Source organism: Paenibacillus sp. J31P13, from assembly GCF_056269295.1.
Map to the genome: position 1 here is coordinate 83513 of NZ_JBWDNR010000013.1, position 24708 is coordinate 108220.

The 24708-nt window shown below is 43.5% G+C and carries 15 protein-coding genes and 1 rRNA gene; 11 read left to right on the forward strand and 5 right to left on the reverse strand.

Annotated features, from left to right (window positions below):
* Window positions 1-9: 9 nt before the first annotated feature.
* From AC0YOD_RS26150 to AC0YOD_RS26170, 5 genes are all read left to right on the forward strand, one after another.
* Window positions 10-1467, forward strand: a complete 1458-nt coding sequence (locus AC0YOD_RS26150) for a CoA-acylating methylmalonate-semialdehyde dehydrogenase (protein WP_475802282.1) — start codon at window positions 10-12, stop codon at window positions 1465-1467.
* Between the two features lie 25 nt (window positions 1468-1492).
* Window positions 1493-2533, forward strand: coding sequence for an inositol 2-dehydrogenase (gene iolG / locus AC0YOD_RS26155; RefSeq protein ID WP_475802283.1), 1041 nt, complete (start codon window positions 1493-1495; stop codon window positions 2531-2533).
* 25 nt (window positions 2534-2558) lie between these two features.
* Window positions 2559-3368: a 5-deoxy-glucuronate isomerase gene (iolB, locus tag AC0YOD_RS26160; RefSeq protein WP_475802284.1), complete on the forward strand. Its 810-nt coding sequence runs from the start codon at window positions 2559-2561 to the stop codon at window positions 3366-3368.
* Window positions 3369-3450: 82 nt separating this feature from the next.
* Complete coding sequence (locus tag AC0YOD_RS26165; protein ID WP_475802285.1) at window positions 3451-4464, forward strand: LacI family DNA-binding transcriptional regulator; 1014 nt, start codon at window positions 3451-3453, stop codon at window positions 4462-4464.
* A gap of 185 nt (window positions 4465-4649) precedes the next feature.
* A complete protein-coding gene (locus AC0YOD_RS26170) occupies window positions 4650-5105 on the forward strand; it encodes a DUF1801 domain-containing protein (protein ID WP_475802286.1) in 456 nt (151 codons plus the stop codon).
* A 35-nt stretch (window positions 5106-5140) separates the two neighbouring features.
* Here the strand turns inward: AC0YOD_RS26170 and AC0YOD_RS26175 are convergent, their stop codons facing one another.
* Entirely contained in the window at window positions 5141-5761 is a 621-nt protein-coding gene (locus tag AC0YOD_RS26175; protein ID WP_475802287.1) for a sensor domain-containing protein, read from the reverse strand.
* 348 nt (window positions 5762-6109) lie between these two features.
* Between AC0YOD_RS26175 and AC0YOD_RS26180 the strand changes: the two genes are divergently transcribed.
* The gene (locus AC0YOD_RS26180) at window positions 6110-11194 is read left to right on the forward strand and encodes an S-layer homology domain-containing protein (RefSeq protein ID WP_475802288.1); all 5085 of its coding nucleotides are present in this window, start codon (window positions 6110-6112) and stop codon (window positions 11192-11194) included.
* Between the two features lie 110 nt (window positions 11195-11304).
* Here AC0YOD_RS26180 and AC0YOD_RS26185 read toward each other — a convergent pair whose 3' ends face one another.
* Window positions 11305-12054 (reverse strand): class I SAM-dependent methyltransferase, encoded by a 750-nt coding sequence (locus AC0YOD_RS26185; RefSeq protein ID WP_475802289.1) that lies wholly within the window; start codon window positions 12052-12054, stop codon window positions 11305-11307.
* Between the two features lie 261 nt (window positions 12055-12315).
* On the opposite strand from AC0YOD_RS26185, the gene AC0YOD_RS26190 reads away from it, so the two are divergent.
* Together AC0YOD_RS26190 and AC0YOD_RS26195 are read left to right on the forward strand one after the other, a co-directional pair.
* The gene (locus AC0YOD_RS26190) at window positions 12316-16074 is read left to right on the forward strand and encodes an alpha-L-arabinofuranosidase C-terminal domain-containing protein (protein WP_475802290.1); all 3759 of its coding nucleotides are present in this window, start codon (window positions 12316-12318) and stop codon (window positions 16072-16074) included.
* 244 nt (window positions 16075-16318) lie between these two features.
* Window positions 16319-17335 (forward strand): DUF2804 domain-containing protein, encoded by a 1017-nt coding sequence (locus AC0YOD_RS26195; RefSeq protein WP_475802291.1) that lies wholly within the window; start codon window positions 16319-16321, stop codon window positions 17333-17335.
* A 66-nt stretch (window positions 17336-17401) separates the two neighbouring features.
* Here the strand turns inward: AC0YOD_RS26195 and yqeK are convergent, their stop codons facing one another.
* Together yqeK and AC0YOD_RS26205 are read right to left on the reverse strand one after the other, a co-directional pair.
* A complete protein-coding gene (yqeK, locus tag AC0YOD_RS26200; RefSeq protein ID WP_475802292.1) occupies window positions 17402-18019 on the reverse strand; it encodes a bis(5'-nucleosyl)-tetraphosphatase (symmetrical) YqeK in 618 nt (205 codons plus the stop codon).
* Between the two features lie 207 nt (window positions 18020-18226).
* Complete coding sequence (locus AC0YOD_RS26205) at window positions 18227-18616, reverse strand: hypothetical protein (RefSeq protein WP_475802293.1); 390 nt, start codon at window positions 18614-18616, stop codon at window positions 18227-18229.
* A gap of 278 nt (window positions 18617-18894) precedes the next feature.
* Between AC0YOD_RS26205 and htpG the strand changes: the two genes are divergently transcribed.
* Window positions 18895-20775: a molecular chaperone HtpG gene (gene htpG, locus AC0YOD_RS26210; RefSeq protein ID WP_475802294.1), complete on the forward strand. Its 1881-nt coding sequence runs from the start codon at window positions 18895-18897 to the stop codon at window positions 20773-20775.
* Between the two features lie 207 nt (window positions 20776-20982).
* Window positions 20983-22911: a dihydroorotate dehydrogenase gene (locus AC0YOD_RS26215; protein ID WP_475802295.1), complete on the forward strand. Its 1929-nt coding sequence runs from the start codon at window positions 20983-20985 to the stop codon at window positions 22909-22911.
* 40 nt (window positions 22912-22951) lie between these two features.
* Here AC0YOD_RS26215 and AC0YOD_RS26220 read toward each other — a convergent pair whose 3' ends face one another.
* Window positions 22952-23848, reverse strand: a complete 897-nt coding sequence (locus tag AC0YOD_RS26220; RefSeq protein ID WP_475802296.1) for a cation diffusion facilitator family transporter — start codon at window positions 23846-23848, stop codon at window positions 22952-22954.
* A 565-nt stretch (window positions 23849-24413) separates the two neighbouring features.
* On the opposite strand from AC0YOD_RS26220, the gene AC0YOD_RS26225 reads away from it, so the two are divergent.
* A 16S ribosomal RNA gene (locus AC0YOD_RS26225) occupies window positions 24414-24708 on the forward strand; the annotation flags it as partial.

The window sequence follows — 24708 nt, forward strand, 5'->3', positions numbered from 1 at the left end:
AAATGAATGATGAGTCAAAATCAACCGCAAACGATTAAAAATTTTATCGGAGGAAGCTGGGTAGAGTCCTCATCGGCTTCGAGTGAACCTGTATTTAATCCGGCTACAGAGGAAGTATTGGGGCATGTTCCACTCTCATCCAAAGCTGAGGTGGACGATGCGGTTCAAGCGGCAAAGGCAGCTTTCCAAACTTGGAGCAGAACGCCAGTACCGAGAAGAGCGCGTGTTTTGTTTAAGTATCAACAGCTGCTCGTAGATAACTGGGAGGAGCTTGCGCGGATCATTACACTTGAGAACGGCAAGAGCTACACCGAAGCATATGGCGAAGTGCAGCGCGGCATTGAGTGCGTGGAATTTGCAGCGGGTGCGCCAACACTAATGATGGGCAAGCAGCTTCCTGATATCGCATCGAATCTAGAGTCGGGCATGTACCGCTATCCGGTTGGCATTATAGCAGGTATTACGCCTTTCAATTTTCCAATGATGGTGCCTTGCTGGATGTTCCCGCTAGCTATTGCTTGCGGCAATACGTTTGTGTTGAAGCCCTCGGAGAGAACGCCGCTTCTTGCTAATCGGCTTGCTGAGCTATTTGCACAAGCAGGTCTGCCAAGCGGTGTGCTGAATGTTGTGCACGGTGCACATGATGTCGTTAACGGTTTGCTGGAGCATCCGGAAGTAAAAGGCATCTCGTTCGTAGGCTCACAACCGGTAGCGGAATATGTATACAAAACAGGTACGGCTCACGGTAAACGTGTGCAAGCTCTCGCTGGCGCCAAAAACCATTCCATCGTCATGCCGGATGCAGATTTGAATGGAGCGGTGACGCAAATCGTAAGCGCAGCATTTGGGTCTGCCGGCGAACGCTGCATGGCTTGCGCGGTAGTAGTAGCTGTAGGCGATGTGGCTGATAGGTTGATCGCTAAGCTAAAAGAAGCGGCTGACGGCATAACAATCGGCAACGGCATGGATGATGGCACGTTTCTTGGTCCCGTTATCCGTAGTCAGCACAAGGAGCGGACATTGCGCTACATCGATATTGGAGAGAAGGAAGGCGCACTTCTCGTACGTGACGGCCGGAAGGATGCAGCGACGGAGGAGGAAGGGTATTTCGTTGGCCCGACTATATTTGATGGGGTAAACAGCAGCATGAAAATATGGGAAGACGAAATATTTGCGCCTGTACTGGCAGTTGTTCGAGTGGAAACGCTGGAGAAAGCGATTGCGCTTGCGAATAAATCGGAATTTGCGAATGGCGCTTGTTTATTCACGCAAGACGGTAGCAACGTTCGTCAGTTCCGCGAAACGATTGATGCAGGTATGCTCGGAATTAACCTTGGCGTGCCGGCACCGATGGCTTTCTTCCCTTTCTCTGGCTGGAAAAAATCATTTTACGGCGATTTGCACGCCAACGGCACGGACGGGGTCGAGTTCTACACGCGCAAAAAAATGGTGACCGCACGCTGGTAATTTAAATGATAAGGGGATAGCGAGGATGAACACAATCAAAATTGGCATTATCGGCGCGGGAAGAATCGGCAAGATTCATGCGGATAATATCGGAAGGCTGCCGAACACAGAAGTGCGAGCAATCAGTGATCCTTTCGCGGACGACGGTCTGCGCGCATGGGCTAACGAGAGAGGTATCGGAATTGTCACGAAGGATAACAGTGAATGGATTCATGATCCAGAGATTCAAGTCGTGTTTATTTGCTCGCCAACGGACACCCATGTATCGCTGATCAAAGCAGCAGCAGCGGCTGGGAAGCATATTTTTTGCGAAAAGCCGATCAGCATGGACATCTCCCAAACGAGAGAAGCGCTTGAAGCAGTAAAAGCGGCAGGAGTGAAGCTGCAGGTCGGGTTTAATCGACGTTTTGACCATAATTTCCGGCGGGTTCATGAGCTGGTTGAAGACGGTAAGATTGGGATGCCTCATCTTATTAAAATTACATCCCGTGACCCGAATCCGCCTAGCGAGGCTTATATACGGTCATCAGGCGGCATCTTTATGGATATGATGATTCATGATTTCGACATGGCTCGCTACGTATCCGGTTGTGAGGCTGAAGAGGTATTTGCCTGCGGCAGCGTATTGGTGGATCCTGTATTCGAGCGTTGCGATGACTTCGATACAGCAATCGTAACGATACGATTCACGAACGGCGCGCTAGCAGTCATTGATAATAGTCGACAAGCCGTATACGGCTATGATCAGCGTGTCGAGGTATTCGGTTCGGGCGGCAGCGTTGCCGTTGCTAATGATTATCCGAATACAGCGGAAATTCATACGGCAGAGGGTGTTCTCCGCGATAAGCCGCTGCATTTTTTCCTTGAGCGTTACAATGACGCTTATGTGGATGAAACGAGACAATTCATTGCCTGTATTGCAGACGGACGTGACGTCCCCGTTGACGGTGCTGATGGGCTGCAGGCTGAGCTAATGGCGCTGGCTGCCAAATGGTCGAGCAAGCTGGGAAGACCAGTTAAGCTGTCTGAAGCACCATACTTGACCGAAGAAACGGCTGCAAAATAGACCGTAAATGGAGTGTGAAAAGAGGATGAATTCTAATCTGATTGTGCCTGTATTAGCCGAACCGGGAGCAGATGGCACCGTACTGACAGTGACTCCTGAATCAGCAGGCTGGCAGTATGTCGGCTTTCAGAGCGTAAAGCTGGAAGCTGGACAGTGCTTGAGCCGTGAGACTGGCGAGGACGAGGCTTGTCTCGTCCTGCTGAGCGGCAGAGGTAAAATATCCACTTCGACGCTAGAGTGGACGGAGATCGGGGAGAGAATGAGTGTATTCGAAAAAATCCCTCCTTACTCGGTTTATGTTCCGAATGGGGATAGGTATGACTATATGGCTTTAACGGATACGGAGCTGGCGATCTGTACAGCTCCAGGGAAAGGCGGGTATCCCGCACGTATCATCACTCCTGGGCAAGTTGGAGTGGAGGTGCGCGGCAGCGGCAGTATGGAGAGACTTGTTCATAATATATTGCCAGAGCGTGAGCCAGCAGACAGCTTGCTTGTCGTTGAAGTGTTTACGCCGGAAGGGCACTGGTCCAGTTACCCGCCGCATAAGCATGATCGCGACAATTTGCCAGACGAATCGCTTCTGGAGGAAACCTATTATTTCCGTGTGCAGCCGGAACAGGGCTTCGCCATTCAAAGAGTATATACGGATGATCGTTCACTCGATGAGACATTGACTGTTAAGAATGGCCAAGCGGTGCTGGTACCGAAGGGCTATCATCCCGTATCGGCTCCAGCAGGTTACGAGGTCTATTATCTGAATGTCATGGCGGGGCCTACTCGCACATGGAAATTTTATAATGATCCTGATCACGAGTGGTTAATGAAGAAATAGGTCTGATAGTTGCGAATTATCCCTTTCTCTGAGCATAATAGAACAAAGAAAATAGGACGATTTGTTTAAGAGAGGGACCAGGATGAAAGCGACTATTTACGATATTGCTAGAGAAGCAGGAGTATCGATAGCTACGGTATCCAAAGTGATAAATGGCAAAGGGAAAATTAGCGAGGATCGGCGTAAGGAAATTACAGCGATCATGGATAGACTGAATTACCAGCCGAGCGTCATTGCTTCTGCTCTGACAGGCAAGCATACCTTTACTCTAGGACTTCTTATTCCTGATATATCGAATCCTTTCTTTGCTGAGGTTGCAAGAGCAGTAGAGGATCGGGGACATCAGCTTGGCTACAGCGTCATTATTTGCAGTACGGATAACAAGGACGAGCGGGTTGAGCGGTATATTTCTCTTTTGAAGCAAAAGCGGGTAGACGGTGTCATTATTGGAACAGGCATAGATAACAAGGAGATTTTGCGAAAAGTGAGCACTAGTCTGCCTGTAGTCGTCATTGGCAGGGAAGTGGCTGCAGTGCCCGTTCATACGGTTGTCGCGGATGACTGGTTTGGCGGAACGATGGCTGCTGGGCATTTACTGGAGCTTGGTCATAGAAATATGGCTGTGTTATCGGAGAACATTTTGATCAGCAGCAGCCGGGAAAGGATTCGAGGCTTTAAGGAGACGCTGGAGGAAGCAGGACTAAGCTTGCAAAGCGAGAATATCCTGATCTGCAACTACCGAATGGAAGATGCTAAGCGGCTTGCAACAGAGCTGTTGAAACGATCAGATTGTCCTACAGCACTATTCTGCTGTAATGATTTGCTGGCTGTTGGTGCATTGCAAGCAGCTAAAGAAGCAGGTGTTCGAGTACCTGAAGAGCTGTCCATTATTAGCTTCGATAACACCATACTTGCCCAAGTTACCGATCCGCAGCTGACATCCATTGCCCAGCCGATGGAGCAGCTAGGAGCAGCAGCTGTCGATTTATTGCTGAAGGAGTTCGAGCACCAACAGGAAATAAAACAGCGGATTACACTCCAAACGGAGCTTATTGTCAGGAAGTCTACATCAACAATGAATGTTGTAAAGGAATAGGCGGCAAGAGAGAGTTCAAATATTCCGATGAATAAGAAAGACGTGAGCTGAGGAGAGCCACGTCTTTCTTTGCTGTGCTAGAGAATTTATACTAGCACCGTAATGATGGGAATTTTTTTATAAGACTGGATGTTGTATAGTTGAACTAAACCAAACTTTGGAACTCGCAAATGGAGGAATAATAGATGCAATACGAAGCTAATAGTCCGGAACAATATATAAGTCAATTGCCAGAAAACAGGCAGCAAGCGATGACAGCGTTAAGACAAGTCATTAAAGAGAATCTGCCAGAAGGCTTTGAGGAAACGATGTCTTACGGCATGATTGGTTATGTTGTGCCTCATCGTCTCTATCCTTCAGGGTACCACGTTAACCCTAAGGCTCCGCTGCCCTTTATAAGCATCGCTTCTCAGAAAAACTATATTGCTCTTTACCATATGGGGATTTATACGTATCCGCCTATTCTAGCGTGGTTTCAAGAGGAATATCCCAAGCATGTAAAAACGAAGCTGGATATGGGGAAAAGCTGTATCCGCCTTAAGAAGGTAGATGATTTGCCTTACGCGTTGATAGGGGAGCTTTGCAGGAAAATTTCCATGGAAAGTTATATTGAGAAGTATGAGGCGGCGCTGAAAAAATAAGCACGGAAGGCGCTGCTGCTATACTTGCTCCATAATTAGTCTTTTGAAATTAGCTGAATCCATGATGCGTACCAACGACCTGTCATTCGTAACAAAAACGGGAGCAAGATTAAAAGAACGACCCCAATTACACAGGCTAACCAGGAACGACCATAAGAAGTTATGTCTGGGAAAAATAAAACGAGGACCGAGTCGGACTCAAAAAGATCAAAATCGAATAAGGACATGCTTACCTTATAGGCTAATGGTGAAACCAAGCAAGCAAAGGTTGTAGCTGTTAGAACGATAGCCGTTGTAAACCCTGCTACTCCTATAGGAAGCTGAGCTAAGCTATATGTTAATCCTCGGTAGGTTCGTCCTTGTCCGAGAAGATCTCCTAATAACCGTAAACCGTTCCAACCTGCAATTTTTTGCTGTCCATTATTTTGAGGTTGCATATGACCTCCGCCTATCCACGCGTCAACAAATTGTTGTTCTTTTCCCATCATCCACTGACAGGCTGCAAGAGTTGCTGTGAGTAAAGGCAAGCCAACCCACAATAGGATCAACGGCAAGCTCACACATACACCCGCAATTGCGATAACAAATGACGCAATTCCCTTCGGGAGAGACATAACCAACATGGCCCAAGCTCCTGATGCACTTTGCTTCTTCATTTGAAAACTCCTCTCTCATTCATGCTTACATCAGTATAGGTTAATTATTCTTGTGGGGCATTCGTCTAAAGAATGGATGAATACCCGACCTTGGTCTAGGATCAAAAAACGATTGAACGAGGAGAATATTGGGGAATGCCGATTAGTGAAAAGTAGGAAATACGGAGTCAAGCCATTCAAAATCTCGGTTTAGAAGCCGCAAGCGTTGTACACGTTATGTGGTTTTTTTATTGTCTATACAGTCTGTTTATTTACGGAATCTTAATATGAATTTAACGTAACTCGTACACTTCAGCTATACACTCTTATCTAGTACATAAAAAAGAGATGACAGAAGAGGTGTAAGAATTGAAGAAAAGAAACAAGAAAACCATAGCATGGTTATTGCTATGCAGCCTGCTGTTTGGTTCTGTTCCGATGGCGGGATCTGCAACAGCTATGGAAAGTTTAACAGCGAAGGCGCCAAAGCTATTGATAACGGAGCTAGTTCCAGACAGTGCAAATGTTGGAGGAGCGGATGCCTATGAATTTGTAGAAGTTTATAATAATTCTGAGGCAGATGTTAACTTCAAAGACTACGGAATTCAATACGTGAATGATAAAGTCATTACGCCGTGGCCGCTTTCCACAAAAGAAGACATTATTATTCCTTCTGGAAAAGCAATCGTGCTGTGGGTAATGAATGCCAAAAACGGCAGTCAGACTGCCGCTGATTTTAACAAAAACTATGGCACTGACCTGATAGAGGAATCGGATTTGTTCCGATTCGAGGCAGTGAAGGATAGCGCTGGCAATATCATCAGCGGAGGCATGTCCAACGCAGGACCGAGATCTCTAGCGATTACGGATGCCAACGGGATATTGGTCTCCCAGGCAACCTATCAGACGGATGCTCAGACCCAAGAGAATAAAGGGATTTTCTACAAAATCCCGCTGCCGCTTGGTTCAACAGAAATGATCATGATGGATGGAGCAGGTACGCAGCCGGCAACGCCTGGAAGCATTACGGCTGAGCAAATAGCCCTTCCTGTTTATAACACTCCACCAGTTATTAACCATAAACCAATGATGTCAGCAAGCGTACAGAGTGATCTGGCGATTACAGCTGAAATCCTGAACGAAGAGACCCAAAACGGTGACAAATCGGATCCCGTAACGGCAACACTTTTCTACAAAACGATTTCTCAGCAGTTTTTTACGGCTTCCAGCATGAGCTCTTCTGCTGGCGGTTTCAACTTTGAAGGCTTAATCGGTAAGTCAGCTATGGTCGAGCCGGAGCTGCAGTACTATATTCAAGCCAAAGATAAAAACAATACCGTTACAACCTCTACTTATACGGTTGCTATCGATGGCTTGCCTGCTTTTGATTCATCAAAAGTGCCTCCGCTGCTCATAACAGAGCTTGTGCCGGATAGTGTTAATCGTCTATCTAGTGATGACGGTGAATTTATCGAGCTTTACAACAATACGAATAAAGAAATCAATTTCAGCGATTATAAAATTTATTACCGTTACCCTGACTCTGGGCCGGATGCAGATGTAATATGGCCAACAGATAGAGAGGACATTCGGATACCGGCTCAAAGCACAATGGTATTCTGGGTCATAAATAGTGCAAATAAAAACCAGACAGTAGCAGATTTCAATGCTTCTTATGGCACGCAGCTCGTGGAAAACAAGGATATCGTCAAAATTTACAGTGATGGCATGGCAAACGGAAGCAAGAGAGGCGTAGTAATTGGTACGAATACACATATGGAAATCGCCTCGGCTTATTATGACGGTTCCAATAAAACAGACGTTGTTGCGGGCAAGGGTATTTTCTATAAATATCCTGTAAATGGAACGACGACAGCTATTAAGTACAACGCTGGTGTGGAAAATGCGACGCCAGGTAAAATCGATCCTTCTCAAGTACCTTCCGAGCCGCTTGATATCCAGGAGGATACGATTGCACCAACGCTTGCTGATGTAACGGGCAAGGAGGAGATTAACCAATCAAGCAATTTGGAGCTCATTGCTGATGCGCAAGACGATCGGGGTATCAAATCTGTTTCTGTTTATTTTAAGACGAATACGGATGAAGCATTTACAAAGCACTATTTGTATCAGGATTATAGCGATACGATGTATCATTACACGTTAGCATCACCTAACCTGATCGCTAAATCGTATATTGAGTATTATTTTGAAGCTTCTGACGGCACGCATACGAGCAAGTCCAATGTTAAGCGCGTAGCCGTAACAGGAGGACCGGATCGTTCAGAGCTTCGCTTGAATGTGAAGGATGGCGATGTCGTATCAGGCACTTATATACTGAAGGGCACAGCAGAAAGCGCAAGCGCGGATTCACTCCAGTTGACGGTTGACGGCAATCCGTTAAATGATGCATATCGAGCACTGGAGAATGATGCGTATTTTGCATTCGAAGCAGCTGAGGTTAATTACTATTTTAAAAATGCGGTAACTGCAGGTAATGAAATCCTTTATACCTTTATGGATCCTATCAATACGTATGAAACGCTAAGCTATCCAATTGATAGCTCAAGGCTGAAGGAAGGCGTTAATGCGCTTGCGATTCGAGCGGGAACGAAGACGGGGCCATTCGATGATCGTCCTGAGGAGAACAGAGATGACTTTCAAGTAAGAAATGTCCGGCTAGTCCTATCCGACGGGACAGCAATCTATGACCCAGCGTATTCGGACCGGAATAAGGATATAAAAATTGGTGACTCAACCGTAACAAAACCGAGATTTGTTGAATTTAATTTTCCGATCACAGCAGACAAGATGCATGCAAAAGCAAGCAATTGGGATACGAAAGTGCTGGCGGACGGCATTCACACCGTTGTGGTTAAAGGTGCAAGCAGTGAGCTTAGCGCTAAGGTAACTGTTGATAATACAGCGCCTGTTATTGATCCGAGCTTAAAGGATGGTCAAACGTATCGCGGTACAATTAAGCTGGATGCGGTTGTAACCGATACCCTTGCAGGCTTGGCCTCTGTAAAAGCAACTCTGGACGGTTCGGCTATCGACTTGCCTTATGAGACAGCATCTGGAAAGCTTAAAGGCGGAGAGCATGTATTCGTTATTGAAGCGACTGACAAAGCTGGGAATAAAGCGGAGAGAACGATTCGTTTCAGCGTGCCAAATGAGAATCCCGATAAGCCGCAGTTGGTTTCACCGCTAAATGGCGGGATCCATTCGGGAAGCAACAGTGTTCAATTGACTGTTAAGGCAAGCGACCCATCGGAAGATATCATGAATCTAACCTTCATGAAAGGCTTTAACTATGATGCATCGAGCAAGACTGGATTTGCAGCCTACAAAGGGGTATCCGAAATCGAGCCTCCGAAGCAAATTAAGCCAGCTGGCGATGCTGATATGAATGAGTCTGACTACAGTAAGATCAAAGCAGCAGACGGGGAATATCTTGTAAATGATTCTGTAGATGGCTTCCCGTATCATCGCTTTACTATTAAATTGGATGAGACAGTGAAAGCGACTGACCGTGTCGATATTCAGTGGAAAGGTAACTCCCTGGAGGGCAGGAAGGTAAGCTTATATGCTTGGAGCATGAAGGACAACCGATGGATGCTGCTAGATTATAAGGTTGCAGGAACGGAGGACTTCGATCTAGGAGCAACCGTTCAAGCAGGCGATTATAATAACGGCGGAACAATTAATGTGATGGTGCAGGATGAGCTGCCTGTGAAGCAGGATAACTATGACTTCTCATTTATTTGGATGTCTGATACGCAGTATTATTCAGAGAGCTATCCGGAAATTTATCAGAAAAATGTGGAATGGATTGTTGAGCAGCAAAAGGCAATGAACATCAAATATGTTATTCATACAGGTGATATTGTCGATAAGGCTGATCAAGATTTCCAATGGCAAAATGCAAATAAAAGCATGAAGGTACTCGATGATTCGGGTATACCATACGGTGTATTGGCAGGTAACCATGACGTCTCGCATCAGACAGGCGACTACTCTTATTATTGGAAGCATTATGGGGAAGATCGGTTTAAAAACCAACCGACCTATGGCGGTTCTTATGAGAATAATCGCGGACACTTTGATCTGATCTCTGCTGGTGGTGTGGATTTCATTATCGTGTATATGGGTTGGAATATTAATGATGAACAGATTGATTGGATCAATCAAGTTGTGCAGGATCACCCAGATCGGAAAGCGATATTAGCTTTTCACGAGTATATGCTTGTGTCTAATAATCGCGCGCCAATTGCGGACAAAATTTTTGAGCGCGTCGTTGTTCCGAACAAAAATGTTATTGCGACCCTGTCGGGTCATTATCATGATGCAGAAACGTTGATTGACGAAGTCGATGACGATGGCGACGGTGTGCCAGATCGTAAAGTGTATCAAATGCTTGCCGACTACCAAGGAGCAGAGAAAGGCGGACTTGGTTATATTAGACTGATGCAATTCGACATACAGAATAATAAGGTGCATATGAAGACGTATTCCCCTTACTTGGATGATTATAATTACTATGATCCAACTGAGTATCCGGGAAAAGATGAGTTTGACATGGATGTTGATCTATCCGCAATGGAGAAACGCGTAGCAACCGATTATTTCAGTGTAAAGGTCTATACCGAACAGAAAATTGGACAGGCGACGAAAGTGGCAAGCGGAAGCGAAGCATCGGCTGTGTGGGGCGGACTATCTGCTGACCATTATTATCAATGGTATGTAGTGGCGGAAGATGCTAACAGCGGCTACACGCTATCAGATATTTGGGGCTTTGCGACAGGTGATGTTCCTTCCGGCGGTTCTGGTGGGAACGAAGGCGGAAACAACGGCGGCAATGGAGGAACAGAAGTGAAGCCGACTGATCCTACCGATCCAACTGATCCTACCGAAAAACCTAGCTTTACAGATATAAAATCGCATTGGGCTAAAGAAGCTATTGCGAGACTTGCGGAGCAACAGATTATTACAGGCTACCCAGATGGGACATTCAGGCCGAATAATCGAATGAGCAGAGCGGAGTATGCTGCTGTCATTTATAGATTGATGGGACTTAAAGCTTCTACTGGGGATTCGCTGTCATTCACAGATGTGGGCTCTGACAAATGGTACACGAAGTTTGTGACCGAATTGTCAGATGCAGGAATCATCAATGGATTTGAAGACGGCACGTTTAGACCGAATCAAGACATGACAAGAGAAGAAGCATTCGTTATTTTGTACAGAGGAATGAAGGATAAGCTGACCGTAGCTTCGGGCACTGTTGAACCGAAATTTGCAGACGGAGGTAAGATTTCTGTTTGGGCACAGGAAGCAGCGGCAGCTCTCGTTAAGGCTGGTGTCATTAAAGGCTACGAGGATGGAACGCTTCGTCCGAAAAACACAATAACGCGTGCAGAAATCGCAGCAATTGCAGCCTATTTCTTAAAATAATAGTGGTAAAAGAGACTTAATGATCAGCCTCAGACCATCTAAGACCCGAAGGATAGTCACTTTGTTAAAAAGTGATCGTCTTTCGGGTCTTTTTTCTGGCTATTTCAATATTACTTCCTAGCTATAATCATGAATCGCTCTGAATTCGTGCGAATGCCTTTTTCGGTTTTATTTTCCAAAATAAACTGTTGGAGAATTTGAAAGTCCATCTCGCTGTCTCCGAAGTGTGGAATGATAGGTGTGTGCTTTAATAGAAATATCAAATCTTCAGCGGTTTCATAATATTCGGAAGCATTAAATTCAAAGGACTGAATATCGGTAAAGCCAGCTTCACTTAATTGTTCTAGGTATCGATTTTTTAACGTACCTGTCTTTTTCCCGAATGCCTGTCCAATTCCAAACGCACTTTTAATATTTATTTTGTCGCCCTCGCTTACTTGCTGCGTTAGAAATACACCATCATCTGCTAATACTTTTGCTACTTCTTTTGCACTGAATCCGGAATGTCTGCAAGAAACGATATTGAAAAAGCTGTCAGGGAAATTCAACTGCTCAGCATCCATTTGTACGAAGCGTATGTTGGATTTATTGGATTGTTGAAGGTTATGGGCGGCCGTTTCGATCATGCCACTGGAGAGGTCAATTCCTACTGAAAGCATAGCAGAATCAGCAATGGACAATAATGCTTCTCCACCGCCAGTGCCGATATCAAGCAATAGATCTGTTTTCTTGCAAAGCTTGGCTACTTCATCGAAAAAGTCCCATGCAATTCCTTCTGATACGGTTTTCAATTTGCTGAAATCCCATCCATTTAGTTTCCCGACCTTATCATAAAATGATTTGTAATCTAAAGAAGTCATCGTTCTTCCTCCAATATTTATTTATATATATCCTAGCATAGAGGTGTGGATATTTTTGGTAATGTTTAATTATAGGTATTTTTTATTAAAGTGCTTTCTTTTTTATTGATAGTTAGTTAATATATTAATTGATTAGTGATTATGTTATTTTGTTAATGTAAAAAGAAGTTGATGAGCAGGTTGATTTGTATTTGAAGTCATAATCAACATGAAAGTTAGGTTCTGCATGCAGTATAAAACAAAGATGACAGGTGATCTCCTATGAAAAATGACAACGGTAACATTATTATTAATGATAGTCTAATAGCACATTATAAGTTTGATAATCCTCAGTATGTAGGTCAAGACCATTCAGGAAGAGGCAATGATGGCTTCGCGGCAGGTAGTGTGAAGCCTACCATTGGAATCGTAGGAGGTAGAGCTGCGGTTACGCTTACTGGTGGAAAGCAAGGAACATCCTATGTTTCATTGCCTAATAATCTGCTTAAAGAGGTCAGTGATCATACGGGAATTACGGTTTCGACCTGGCTGTATGGCGGCAAGGCTGCGAATGTATGGGAAAGAATTTTTGATTTTGGCAAAGGCCCAAGTGGACCCTATCTTTTTTTAACACGTCATTTACGAGGCTCTTGCTTTGCGGGAGAAGATTTAATTGCAGATCCAGGGAAATCCTTTGCTGCTGGTGAATGGATACATATCTCCATGTCTGTTATAGGAACGGATGGCGGCACATTAAGCAGTGCGGGACCTGTCATTTATGTGAATGGCGAAGTTGTCGCAGATGGTTCGATTAGCCAGACTTCGAGCGGAACTTATGCGAAGCTGCGTGCATGGTTTGCTACTTTTACAGATCAAACGAATTACAGCGTAAATCGTATCGGAATGTCCCAGTATGATGCGGATTCTGATTTTTGCGGCTCATTATCGGATTTCCGTATTTATAAAGCAGGCTTAACACAAGACGAAATCATTGAGGTTATGTGCGAATCTCTGACAGATGAAGAGATTGTTAACCTTGCCAAAGATAAATATTTAGCCTTTCCAACCTCTATCATTACCAAAGATATTGAGCTGCCTACTTCTCTTATGGGAGGGAAAGTGGCGCTTTCTTGGCAATCGAGCCATACCGATGCTATCTCTAATACGGGTGTCGTTAACGAAACGATTGGAGCGGCTCAAGGTGTTACCCTTACAGCCCAACTAAAGAAAGGCAGCAGCACAGTCGAAAAAAGCTTTATTGTATCTGTGCTTCCTAAGGATTTACCTCCCTATACGTTAACGATTGACGGAAGCAATGAAATAGTAGATGTTAGTCAAATTTTATATGGTCTATTTTATGAGGACATTAACAATGCTGCTGACGGCGGTATCTATGCAGAGCTGGTGCAGAATCGTTCATTCGAGTCGTTTACGTTCGACAGCTATTCTCATGTTTGCGGCGAGCATGGCACCTCAACGGGAAGAAATTATACCCCCCTGCATGCATGGTCAGGCGATACAGACAAAGTGGTGGTCAAAGATACGGGCGGGTTAAATGATTTTTTTGGAATTGAAGATAGAGATGTCAATGCCCATTATGTGACGGTAGCGGACGGAGCAACTATAAACAATAAAGGTTTTGCTGATTCCAACGAAAATTGTGCAATGTTTATTCAAGAAGGCGCGAAGTATAACTTCACAATTTGGGCGAAAGCGGAAGCTGCAGGCATAATCACTCTGCAATTGCTCAATAAAGATGGCGTAGCGATTAGTGATACAGCAGCGGTCCAAGTGAATGGGGACGGCACGTGGAAAAAGTACGGGATAGATTCGAAGCTTGTATTGACCGGTTCAAAAACAGTACTCGGTCAATTGGCTCTTACGTTTAACGGTGAGATATCCATTGATATGGTCTCATTAATGCCTGAGGATGTTTGGGGTGCCGGCGAGGAAGAGCGATCATTAACTGCTCATTCCAACTTTAAAGGGAATTCCAACTACCGTTTGAGAAAAGATTTAGTGAATGCATTGGTTGATTTGCATCCTAAGTTTCTTCGTTTTCCGGGCGGTTGTATCTCTGAGGGCTCGCATATTTGGGAAAATGTTTATGACTGGAAAGAGTCGGTCAATGATATTGAGCTGCGCAAAGAGAACTTTAACGTATGGGGCTACATGATGACCATGGGTCTTGGTTACATGGAGTATTTCCAATTGGCCGAAGATCTGAATGCAACGCCTCTTCCTGTTATGGCCTGCGGGGTGCTCTGCCAAGCTCGCTCAGATTATGCGAATCCTGCTGGCGGTAAGCTAAGAGACTACTATGTCAAAAATTTTACAGACTTAATTGATTTTGCGATCAATACAGATTTTGAAAATAATGAATGGGCGGCTTTGCGTAAAAAGATGGGGCATGAAGCGCCGTTTGACCTGCGTTACTTGGGCGTGGGCAATGAAAACTGGGGAACGGAGTTTTTTGCTAATTTCGAGTATTTCAAAACAGTTATAGACGAGTACATGGAACAGCACTATCCTGGCTATGAATTAATTATTATCTCAACGGTTGGCGCTCAAGCAGATGATGATGCCTATCAGCAGGGCTGGAAGTTTTTGAGCGGCAACTTAAAGGGATCGGCAGAGATCAGCTTTACCGATGGCAAATCGTGCATTGAAGAAACAGTTACCTGGTATTCGAGGCAAAAGAACTACATGGATACGATAGCGGATGAGCATTATTACCGTTCCAATGAGTACTTGCTAGAAAATGCAGACCGATACAATTACTATTACAGAGCCTATCATGCTGACGGCAGCCTAAATGAAGCAGAAACATCAAAAGTATTTGTAGGCGAATATGCATCTACGGATAAGAATACCTTGGCAGGGGCAATTGCAGAGGCTGCTATTATGACGAGCTTCGAAAATAACTCTGATGTGGTCAGACTAGCTGCAACTGCACCATTATTTAACAAGGTTCTAACGGATGGGACGTATAGATGGACGCCGGATTGCATTTGGTTTGACGACGAGACGGTATGGTATACACCAAACTATTATGTTCAGCAGCTATATGCGAAATACATCGGTACCAAAGTTGTAGGTACATCCTTTACGACATATCAGAACGGCGAACAAGGAGAACTCATTCCTCGCGGAGGAATTGAGGTTGCTGCTGGAAATGCAGCTATTATTGTGAAGCGAGCGAAGGTCACCTCGAATGTGGATGGCAGCGTGCTGCTTGATCAAGATTTTACGAAGCCATTGGATTCGGCTTGGAGAATGATTCCTGGCTCGGAGGGTTTCACGCTCCATCCGACCAAAGGCTTGATGCTACATGCACAAAGCACCGGACTAAACGGGCTTTATATATGGAATGAAGCATGGACGAATTATAAATTGGAGGTCACAGCTGAGAAGGTATCCGGCGAAGACGGCTTCTACATCGGTGCTGGCTTGACGGATATTTCATCCGAAAAGAAGACAGTCATCGAATATGCAATTGGCTATAACGGCAATGCAACTGGTGTGAAGGTGTATAAGCAAGGGATAGAAGGTTATACCTTAGGCGATTATTCCTCCAGTACGGCTGCTGGCAATTTAAGAGCCAGCTGCTATGAGGAGCTTGCGAATGAAACCGAATATACGATTACGGTCAACTATGGCGGGGCTAATGGCAAAGGGCTGATTTGCTCTTATACGGATGGTATAACGACAAGCAAAGTTCTGGATTACAAGCTGGAAGCCTATAACAGAGATATCTACAACTCGGTTACGAAAGATGATGAGCATTTGTACATCAAGCTCGTTAATGCTGACGGTGTGGAAAAAGCAACTAAGCTTGATTTTAAAGGAGTAAACGTATCGAATAGGGGGAAATGGATATCCTTAACGGGTGACTCATCACTTGTTCATGTCCCGAACGTCAACAAGAAGAATGATGAGAAGGTTGTACCGTGCGAAGCGGAAGTACGAGTAGAAAACGACAATACACTTATAACTTTAGCACCTCATTCAGTGAATATAATCGTTCTAGATCTCATTTAATGGAGTATTAGCTGCATGACATTATCTGCTTTCAGGTTTTTAATAACTATGAAGCTCCCAACCTGTGTTGGGAGCTTTTTTTATGTGTGTGAGCTTCTTAGGGTATTCTTCCCTTAAAACGATTATTTTGAGAGTTTTGTGAGGCTCAAATGCCAGAACTATTATCGGTATGAATAGATGAAATACTTTCGTATAATAGGTATCAAATACAATGTAAACGCATTCAAATAAAGGAGGCATAGTCATGCAAAATCTGATAAGCTCACCAGGAGATTTGCTCGGTAGAGATGGTTCTCTTTTGCAAAGAGGTTATTCGACACGGGCGGTATTGAACTATAACCGTAAAAGCATTAAAGCCCCGCCATGGAAAATTAAAGAGTGGGATTTCTATCAAGTTTCCAATGACGACTATTGTCTGCAGTTTACAATTGGGCATGTGTCATATGCAGGGAGTATCGCGGTTAAATTATTTGAGTTCAAAACCGGACAACACTATGAAATTACGAATATGCTTGCACTGCCTTTTAATCGGCTTGGGATGCCTCTCTCGGCAGAGCAGGGGGATTTGACCTATAATCGTAATAATCTCTTCATGCAGTTTCAAGTAAAGGATGGGGAGCGTCGACTTATCTGCAAGGCAGGCGGCAAAAATACATATCAGATGGATATTGATGTTGTTTTAGCACAGCCTGATCAGACATCTATTGTAATGGCTACACCTTTCGATGAAGACCCCGCCTATTTTTACTATAATCATAAAATAAACTGTATGCCAGCCAGCGGTATGGCAAGGATTGATGGTAAGGAATATCGCTTTGATGCTGATTCTTCATTTGGCTTGCTGGATTGGGGCAGAGGTGTATGGCCGTTCCGGCATGATTGGTATTGGGGGAATGGCAGCTGTTATGTGGGTGAGAAGCGCTTTGGCTTCAATATTGGTCATGGTTTCGGAAATACTTCTTCCGCAACGGAAAATATGCTTTTCTACGACGGTACCGCTCACAAGCTCGAACACATTCACTTTGATTTGTCTGCAGGCGGTTATATGAGCAAGAAGGAAGTGACAAGCAGCGATGGGCGATTTGAGATGACGTTCACGCCTATTTACGATCAAATTACGGCAACAAAAATGTTGTTTGTAGATAACAGCTGTCATCAATTGTTTGGTACTTTCACAGGAAAAGCTATTCTTGATGATGGTCAGGTCATTGAAGTGAAAGACATGGTTGCCTTTATTGAGCATGCGGTTAACAACTGGTGATTGATAAAAACAACGCGTATTTTTGATGAGTTTAAGTTGATTTTGATAGCTGTCTGGCATAAATGATTAATCGCTAACAAGAGGAGATAGATCATCATAGGCATCTTTTAACCATGGATGTATGACCTTCAATTTCTGGCGTTGTTGCCAGAGGTAATTAATATATGCAAAAGAAGCATGATCGATGGATTTATTAAGTTCCCTATTGATTTCTTTGATGTAAGGCGGCAATCCTTGCTGATCCCATTCGATTTTGTCAGCAACAAATAGAACCTTATCCAGAAGTGAGGACTGTCCTCTCAAGGTTGTATGACAGCCAACAGCGTCGAGAATATGTGGATTAGCTATGTTGAACAAATCTCTAGCCATCTCTTTTGACAGTTTTTGATGAATGATCATCGGAAAGATTTCTTCTTCTGGCAGAACCTCAATGCCTAGCTGGCGCGCAATAGATATTCTTATTTCGTTCGGGAATACAGCACTAATATCATGCAGATATCCAGCGTACTCCGCATCAATAGGATTAGCACCAAACAAGAGGGCAATTCTCTTGGATTCCTCACCAACCTTCAAGCAGTGTATTGCTGTTTCCTCATGGCCGTTCTTAGCTAAAAAATGATAAACGTCCTCACGTAAATTTGTGGTTCGTTCCATTATTGTTAGTCCAGAATAAGCTTCTTGCATAAATAATATCCCCTCTCATCAACCGAATGGTGAACTCACACAACCTATAGACGTGGGAAAATGTAAATGGTTTCTAAACCATACCATTAAGCAAGGCTTACATGTCCAATAAAAAAAGAAAGAAGCCATTCATTAATGAAGGCTTCTTTTTTAAGCATGTAATGGATAGGCTTAGCTGAATTGCCGCAGTTGACAGTCGCTTAGTTGCTAGTTGCTTGCAAAGATCTTTTTGTCAAAAAATAAAAGAATGATAAACGCAATCATTGCTACAAGCAAGATGGATGCTGAGCCGATAAAGGCAATCAAAGTCGCTGTGTTATCTATTTTAGTGTACAAAAGCATGCCGATCGGCATTAATGCACCGCCAATCATAGCGGTCCAAGCTTGTAATTTAGCTACTTTTTTCATGCTGACTTCTTTTACTACATAATAAAAGATTCCATAAGCAAAAAGGGTAAGCCAGCCAACTAAGTTAATGTGAGTATGCACAGGAATGAGTGACAGATCTTCTCTTCCTGCCATATCGGATCCGAGCATCGCTCCGATCAATGCATAAATGGCAGCAATACGAATTAACCATTTACTATAAACCTTCATATTTTTTGCTCCTTTACGTTAATCTACTTCGTATTATACAGTAGGGAGCTATATCTTAGTCAAGCTTAAATTAGTCATTAATAGAATAGTCACGTTTGGAATATTGAAAAAGTAAATAACTTGATTTCTTATTAAGTAATGTTGACAGCAAAATTGATTGTATGATATATAAAAAATAAGAATTAGCACTCTGGTCATAGGAGTGCTAAACTGTTTGTAAGAGGGACAACCCTTTAGGTATGAACAAATTTATTTGTGATTTGAAAGGAGATTCATTCATGGCTAAGAAACAGTTTAAGGCGGAATCAAAGCGATTGCTGGAAATGATGATTAATTCCATTTACACGCAGAAGGAAATCTTTTTAAGAGAGCTTATTTCAAACGCGAGCGATGCCATTGACAAAATATATTACAAAGCTCTAACTGATGAGCAATTAGTGTTCAACAAAGAGAGCTATTTCATTAAAGTAACAGCGGATAAAGAGAAGCGCACATTGACACTTTCGGATTCCGGTATCGGTATGACGAAGGAGGATCTTGAAAATAACCTTGGGGTTATCGCTAAGAGCGGCTCGTTCGCCTTCAAAAACGAAAATGAAATCAAAGACGGCCATAATATTATTGGTCAGTTCGGTGTTGGATTCTATTCTGCTTTCATGGTGGCGGATGTGGTTACAGTTATCAGTAAGGCTTTGGGCAGTGATGAAGCATACAAATGGGAATCCGAAAATTCGGATGGATACACCATCGAGCCGTGTGAGAAGGAAACGGTCGGTACGGATATTATTTTGAAAATTAAAGAGAACACAGAAGATGAGCAATACGATGAGTATCTTGAGCCATATCGCCTAAGAGCGATTATCAAAAAATACTCCGATTTCATTAGATATCCAATCAAGATGGATATGAAGGAACAACGGCCTATGGAAGGCAGTGAAACCGAGCTCGAAGATTACTTAGAAGAACAAACCATCAACAGCATGGTACCGATTTGGCGGAAAAATAAAAACGAGCTGACTGCTGAGGACTATGACAATTTCTATTTTGAAAAACGTTATGGCTTCGATAAGCCGATCAAGCATGTTCATATTAACGCTGACGGCGCGGTTATCTATAATGCAATTTTGTTTATTCCAGAGAACACACCATTTGATTACTATACAAAGGAATATGAGAAGGGCTTAGAGCTTTATTCCAATGGCGTACTTATTATGGATAAGTGCTCAGACCTGCTTCCTGATTACTTTAGCTTTGTTAAAGGAATGGTTGATTCAGAGGATCTCTCTCTTAATATTTCACGTGAGCTGCTGCAGCATGACAGACAGCTGAAGCTTATCGCGAAAAATATTAAAAATAAAATCAAAAGCCAATTGCAAAGTATTTTGAAGGATGAAAGAGAGAAATATGAGCAATTCTACAAATCATTTGGCAGACAACTGAAGTTTGGCGTTTATAATGATTACGGCGTTAATAAAGATGATCTGCAAGATCTGCTGCTGTTTTATTCCTCAAAAGAGAAAAAGCTTGTCTCATTAGATGAATACGTATCGAGAATGCCAGAGGATCAGAAGTACATTTATTATGCGTCTGGTGAATCGATTGAAAGAATAGAGAAGCTGCCGCAAATCGAGCTGGTATCGGATAAAGGCTATGAAATGCTTTACTTTACTGACGATATTGATGAGTTTGCTATCAAGGTAATTGCGAAATACAAAGAAAAAGAATTCAAATCTGTATCGAGCGGTGATCTTGGCATTGAATCAGATGCTGCTGATAAACCAACGGACACAGAAGAGAGCGAAAGCAAAGAGCTGTTCGAGCAAATGAGCACCATTTTGGCTGGAAAAGTATCAAGCGTGAAAGCTTCCAAGCGTCTAAAATCCCATCCTGTATGCCTATCTGCTGAGGGTGAAGTTACGATTGAAATGGAAAAAATACTGAAGGCAATGCCTAACAGTCAAGACGTAAAAGCGGATAAGGTATTGGAAATCAATATCAATCACGAGGTCTATCAATCGTTAAAAGCGGCACATCTTAATGACCAAGAGAAGCTTAGCCTCTATACAAACCTATTGTATACGCAAGCTCTGTTGATCGAAGGCTTGCCAATTCAAGACCCAGTTGAATTCACAAATGATATCTGCAAGATCATGGTTTAATAATAAAATGTATGAATAGAAGGAAGCACCTATTGCGATGTACGGCAAAGGTGCTTCCTTTTTTGTTGCCTATTAATGTAGGAAATAATAAAGCAAGTGTAAAAATTTGGTCCTCCATATATAATAGGGACGATGCAACTCTTAACCAAAAACCTAAGCGCAGCTTGGAGAATGGTTTGCTTATGCAGACCTTTTAGGAGAATGAATATGCCGGACTGGTCCTATCAGACTTTATTTCGTCCTATCCTATTTAAAATGCCCGCTCGTATAAGCAGATCCATTACCCTGCATGCCATTGGAGCGGTTAGCAGACTGCCAACCGGATCTTTTGTCATCAGAACACTTGGACATATGGAGCCATCGCCGCTGCTAGAACGTAATATGGCAGAAATTCCAGTGGATACACCTATCGGATTATCTGGCGGGGTGGATGCTCAGGGGACGGCGCATAAAGCGTTAGCTCAATTTGGATTTGGGTTTATCGAGCATGGTCCAATTACAGTTAGTCCAGTTGAAAGCCAAGCCCCCATACATAATAACTACGCGCAGCAAAATATAAGTTATCCTTCTTACTATGAGAATGACGGAGTCGAACGAATTAGTGAGCGTATAGCAAAGCCAAAGCATGCATTGCCGCAGCTAGCACGAATCACTCCACTGCCTGATTCTTCTCCTGAGAAGGCGCTTCAAGAGATTCGTTTCATGATGGAGCGGCTTAGTCAGTGCGGAGCGGCAGGCTTTTATGTGGATCTATTTTACGGTAAAAGAAGCTGGGATCATTCCGTTACTATATTAGAAGGATTGCCAAAAGTAGTGTCCAACTTAGGAAGCTCACTTATACCGTTATTCCTGTATGTGCCGCCCGATTTTCCGAATGAACAGCTTATTTACTTGTTAAATCAACCGCAATCCATGATTTGGAGCGGTATTGTTATCGGAGAGGGTATACAAGACGGAGAAGGCGTTACGGTGGGCAGAGAGAGTAGAGGGCTCGCTTTGCAAAAGATACGGGATATCCGTACGCATTGCTCCCCTTCGTTGATAATAAAGAGCGGGTGCGGCGTTCATGAACCGAAGGATGCGCTTGTACTCATGGAAGCGGGCGCAAACTACATTATGCTGCACAGTGGATTAGTGTATGCGGGTCCGGGTCTGCCCAAACGAATTAATGAAGCTATCATATATGAAGAGGTACGCCACACACCGGAGCCAGAGGCTTCAGCATTTTGGAAGCATTGGGGATGGATGTGGCTGCTCGGTCTAGGGATGATTATTGGCGGCATTCTTTCATGGATCATCGCAACGACCTCGGTCCTTTTGCCTTATGATTTGAATTTTATTGGCTTAACCAGAGAAGAGATTCATCATATAAATCATCGATTGCTGCATTTCATGTCTCATGATCGTATTACGTTAGCTGGAACGATGATTTCCATAGGCATCGTGTATGGTCAGCTTGCGAGGCATGGCCTCAAATACGGCTTGCACTGGAGTAAATCGGCATTAATCGCTTCAGGCATTGCTGGATTTTCAAGCTTTTTTCTCTATTTGGGTTATGGCTATTTCGATCCGCTGCATGCGCTTGCTGCTGCATTGCTGTTTCCGATGTTTATTCTCTCTATGCGCAAAACACCCGATCTTCCTAATCGCAAGCCCGTTAATTTATATAATGATTCCATTTGGAGAACCGCCATGTGGGGTCAATTATGCTTTGTCATGCTTGGCTTTGCTTTAGCCATTGGCGGTATAACCATAGCTGTTGTTGGTGTCACCGATGTGTTCGTGCCGCAGGATCTTACTTATATGGGGACGACTTCGATGCAGTTAAATGAAGCAAATCCGAAATTGATTCCATTGATTGCTCATGACCGAGCAGGGTTTGGGGGTGCGTTATTTTGCGATGCAATCGCCATTCTTATTATTGCGTTATGGGGAATTGGAGAAGGAGAACGCTGGATATGGTGGACGTTATTGCTTGGAGGAGCACCAGGCTTCTATGCAGGATTCAGTGTTCATTTGGGAATTGGATATACCGACTTTTGGCATCTATCGCCTGCCATATTTGCATTAGCACTCTATATTTGCGGAATTATTCTTCTCTATCCTTACTTAATGAAGAGAAAAGCAGGTGAATAAGAGAAAGGGGCTGCCTACATTTATAGGCAGCCCCTTTCTCTTATTTTTCTTTGTACCAAGGATTGAGATGAACGAGTACTTCTTCTACATCCTCATTTTGGTCCATAATAATCGCTTTTATTTTTTTAGAAACATCATGGCCTTCTTGAATGCTCAATTGTGCAGGTACGCCTACTCGAACATCAATGATGACATAATGACCGTGCTCCCTTGCACGAATCCGATCAATACGTTTTACTTCTGGAATGGAAAATACAAGTTTCGTATACAAGTCCAATTTTTCGGGAGAAACCATTTTATCCATAAGAATATCAATAGATTCTCTTCCCATATGGTACGCGAGCTTAAGTACGAAGAAGGCGACAATAATTCCGGCAATGGGATCGCCATAGCTTAAAATCTCAATAGTATACTTTTCACCAATTAGCGCAGCCCCAATACCTACAACAGCGGCGATTGAAGCATAAACATCAGCTAAATGGTCGTAAGCCGTTGCAATTAAGCTTTTGCTATTACTGCTTTTGCCTAACCGCATGCAATAAATATAAAGCCACTGCTTCCATATAAGTGAAATGGCTGCAGCAATAAGTGCAATGATACTAGCTTCCGAGGCAGGATGGAAAAATGACATCACGGAATGGTACCCAATAAAGATGGCAGCAATAATCATAATAATCGCAACCATTGCAGAGCCGATAACTTCAGCTCGTCCATGCCCGTAAGGGTGATCATGGTCACGCGGTTTTTTGGCTACTACCGTTGCACTTAATGCTGCAATGACTGCAATGACATCGCCTGCATTGTGTATACCGTCTGCTAGCAATACTTGACTTCCGGTTATCAAACCTACAATGATTTTAATTCCAGTTAAGAGCAGGTTGCTGAATAAGCTTATCCAGATCGCAACCATACTTGATGATCTGCTCTGGCTACTCATAATAATCCCCTTTTATCCACAAGCATGAAACACTCCCATAAAGACTTATTCATTTTAAAGTGACTTTTGTTCTTTGATACGCTGTTAAATAAGATACCCGCTACATTATACAAATAATAAAACGTGTGGGTCTAGAGAAACAGTGTTGCGCCGCATAAGGAGTTTTACTTGAATGCAATACACTTTGAAGGAGCTAACTTAGTTGCACAGACGCAAAATAATAGAACCTTAGCATAAGGGCAAAGACAGACGATGCAGTTTAACACTTGAATGTACGATATGAAAGATAAGTATAGAGCGTGAATAGTAGAGTCGAATAGATGCGTTAAAAAAGAGTATTTCAAAGTATTTTAAAAGTATTTTAAAAAAATTTAAAAAAACACTTGCAATAGTCTAGGCATACATGGTATATTCTAATTCCGGCCGAGAGATACACGCGGACGGCAAGCAAAACAAGAAAGAAAAGATTGCTCTTTGAAAACTGAACAACGAGTAACAAACTGCCTCGCAAGTCCTTCGGGATGAGCGAAAAAAGCGATAAAAGTTTTTGAGCAAGTCAAACACCAATTTGGAGAGTTTGATCCTGGCTCAGGACGAACGCTGGCGGCGTGCCTAATACATGCAAGTCGAGCGGAGTTGAAGAGATGCTTGCATCTCTGATACTTAGCGGCGGACGGGTGAGTAACACGTGGGTAACCTGCCTTTAAGACTGGGATAACATTCGGAAACGAATGCTAATACCGGATACACGATTTGGTCGCATGACCGAATCGGGAAAGATGGAGCAATCTATCACTTAGAGATGGACCCGCGGCGCATTAGCTAGTTGGTGAGGTAACGGCTCACCAAGGCGACGATGC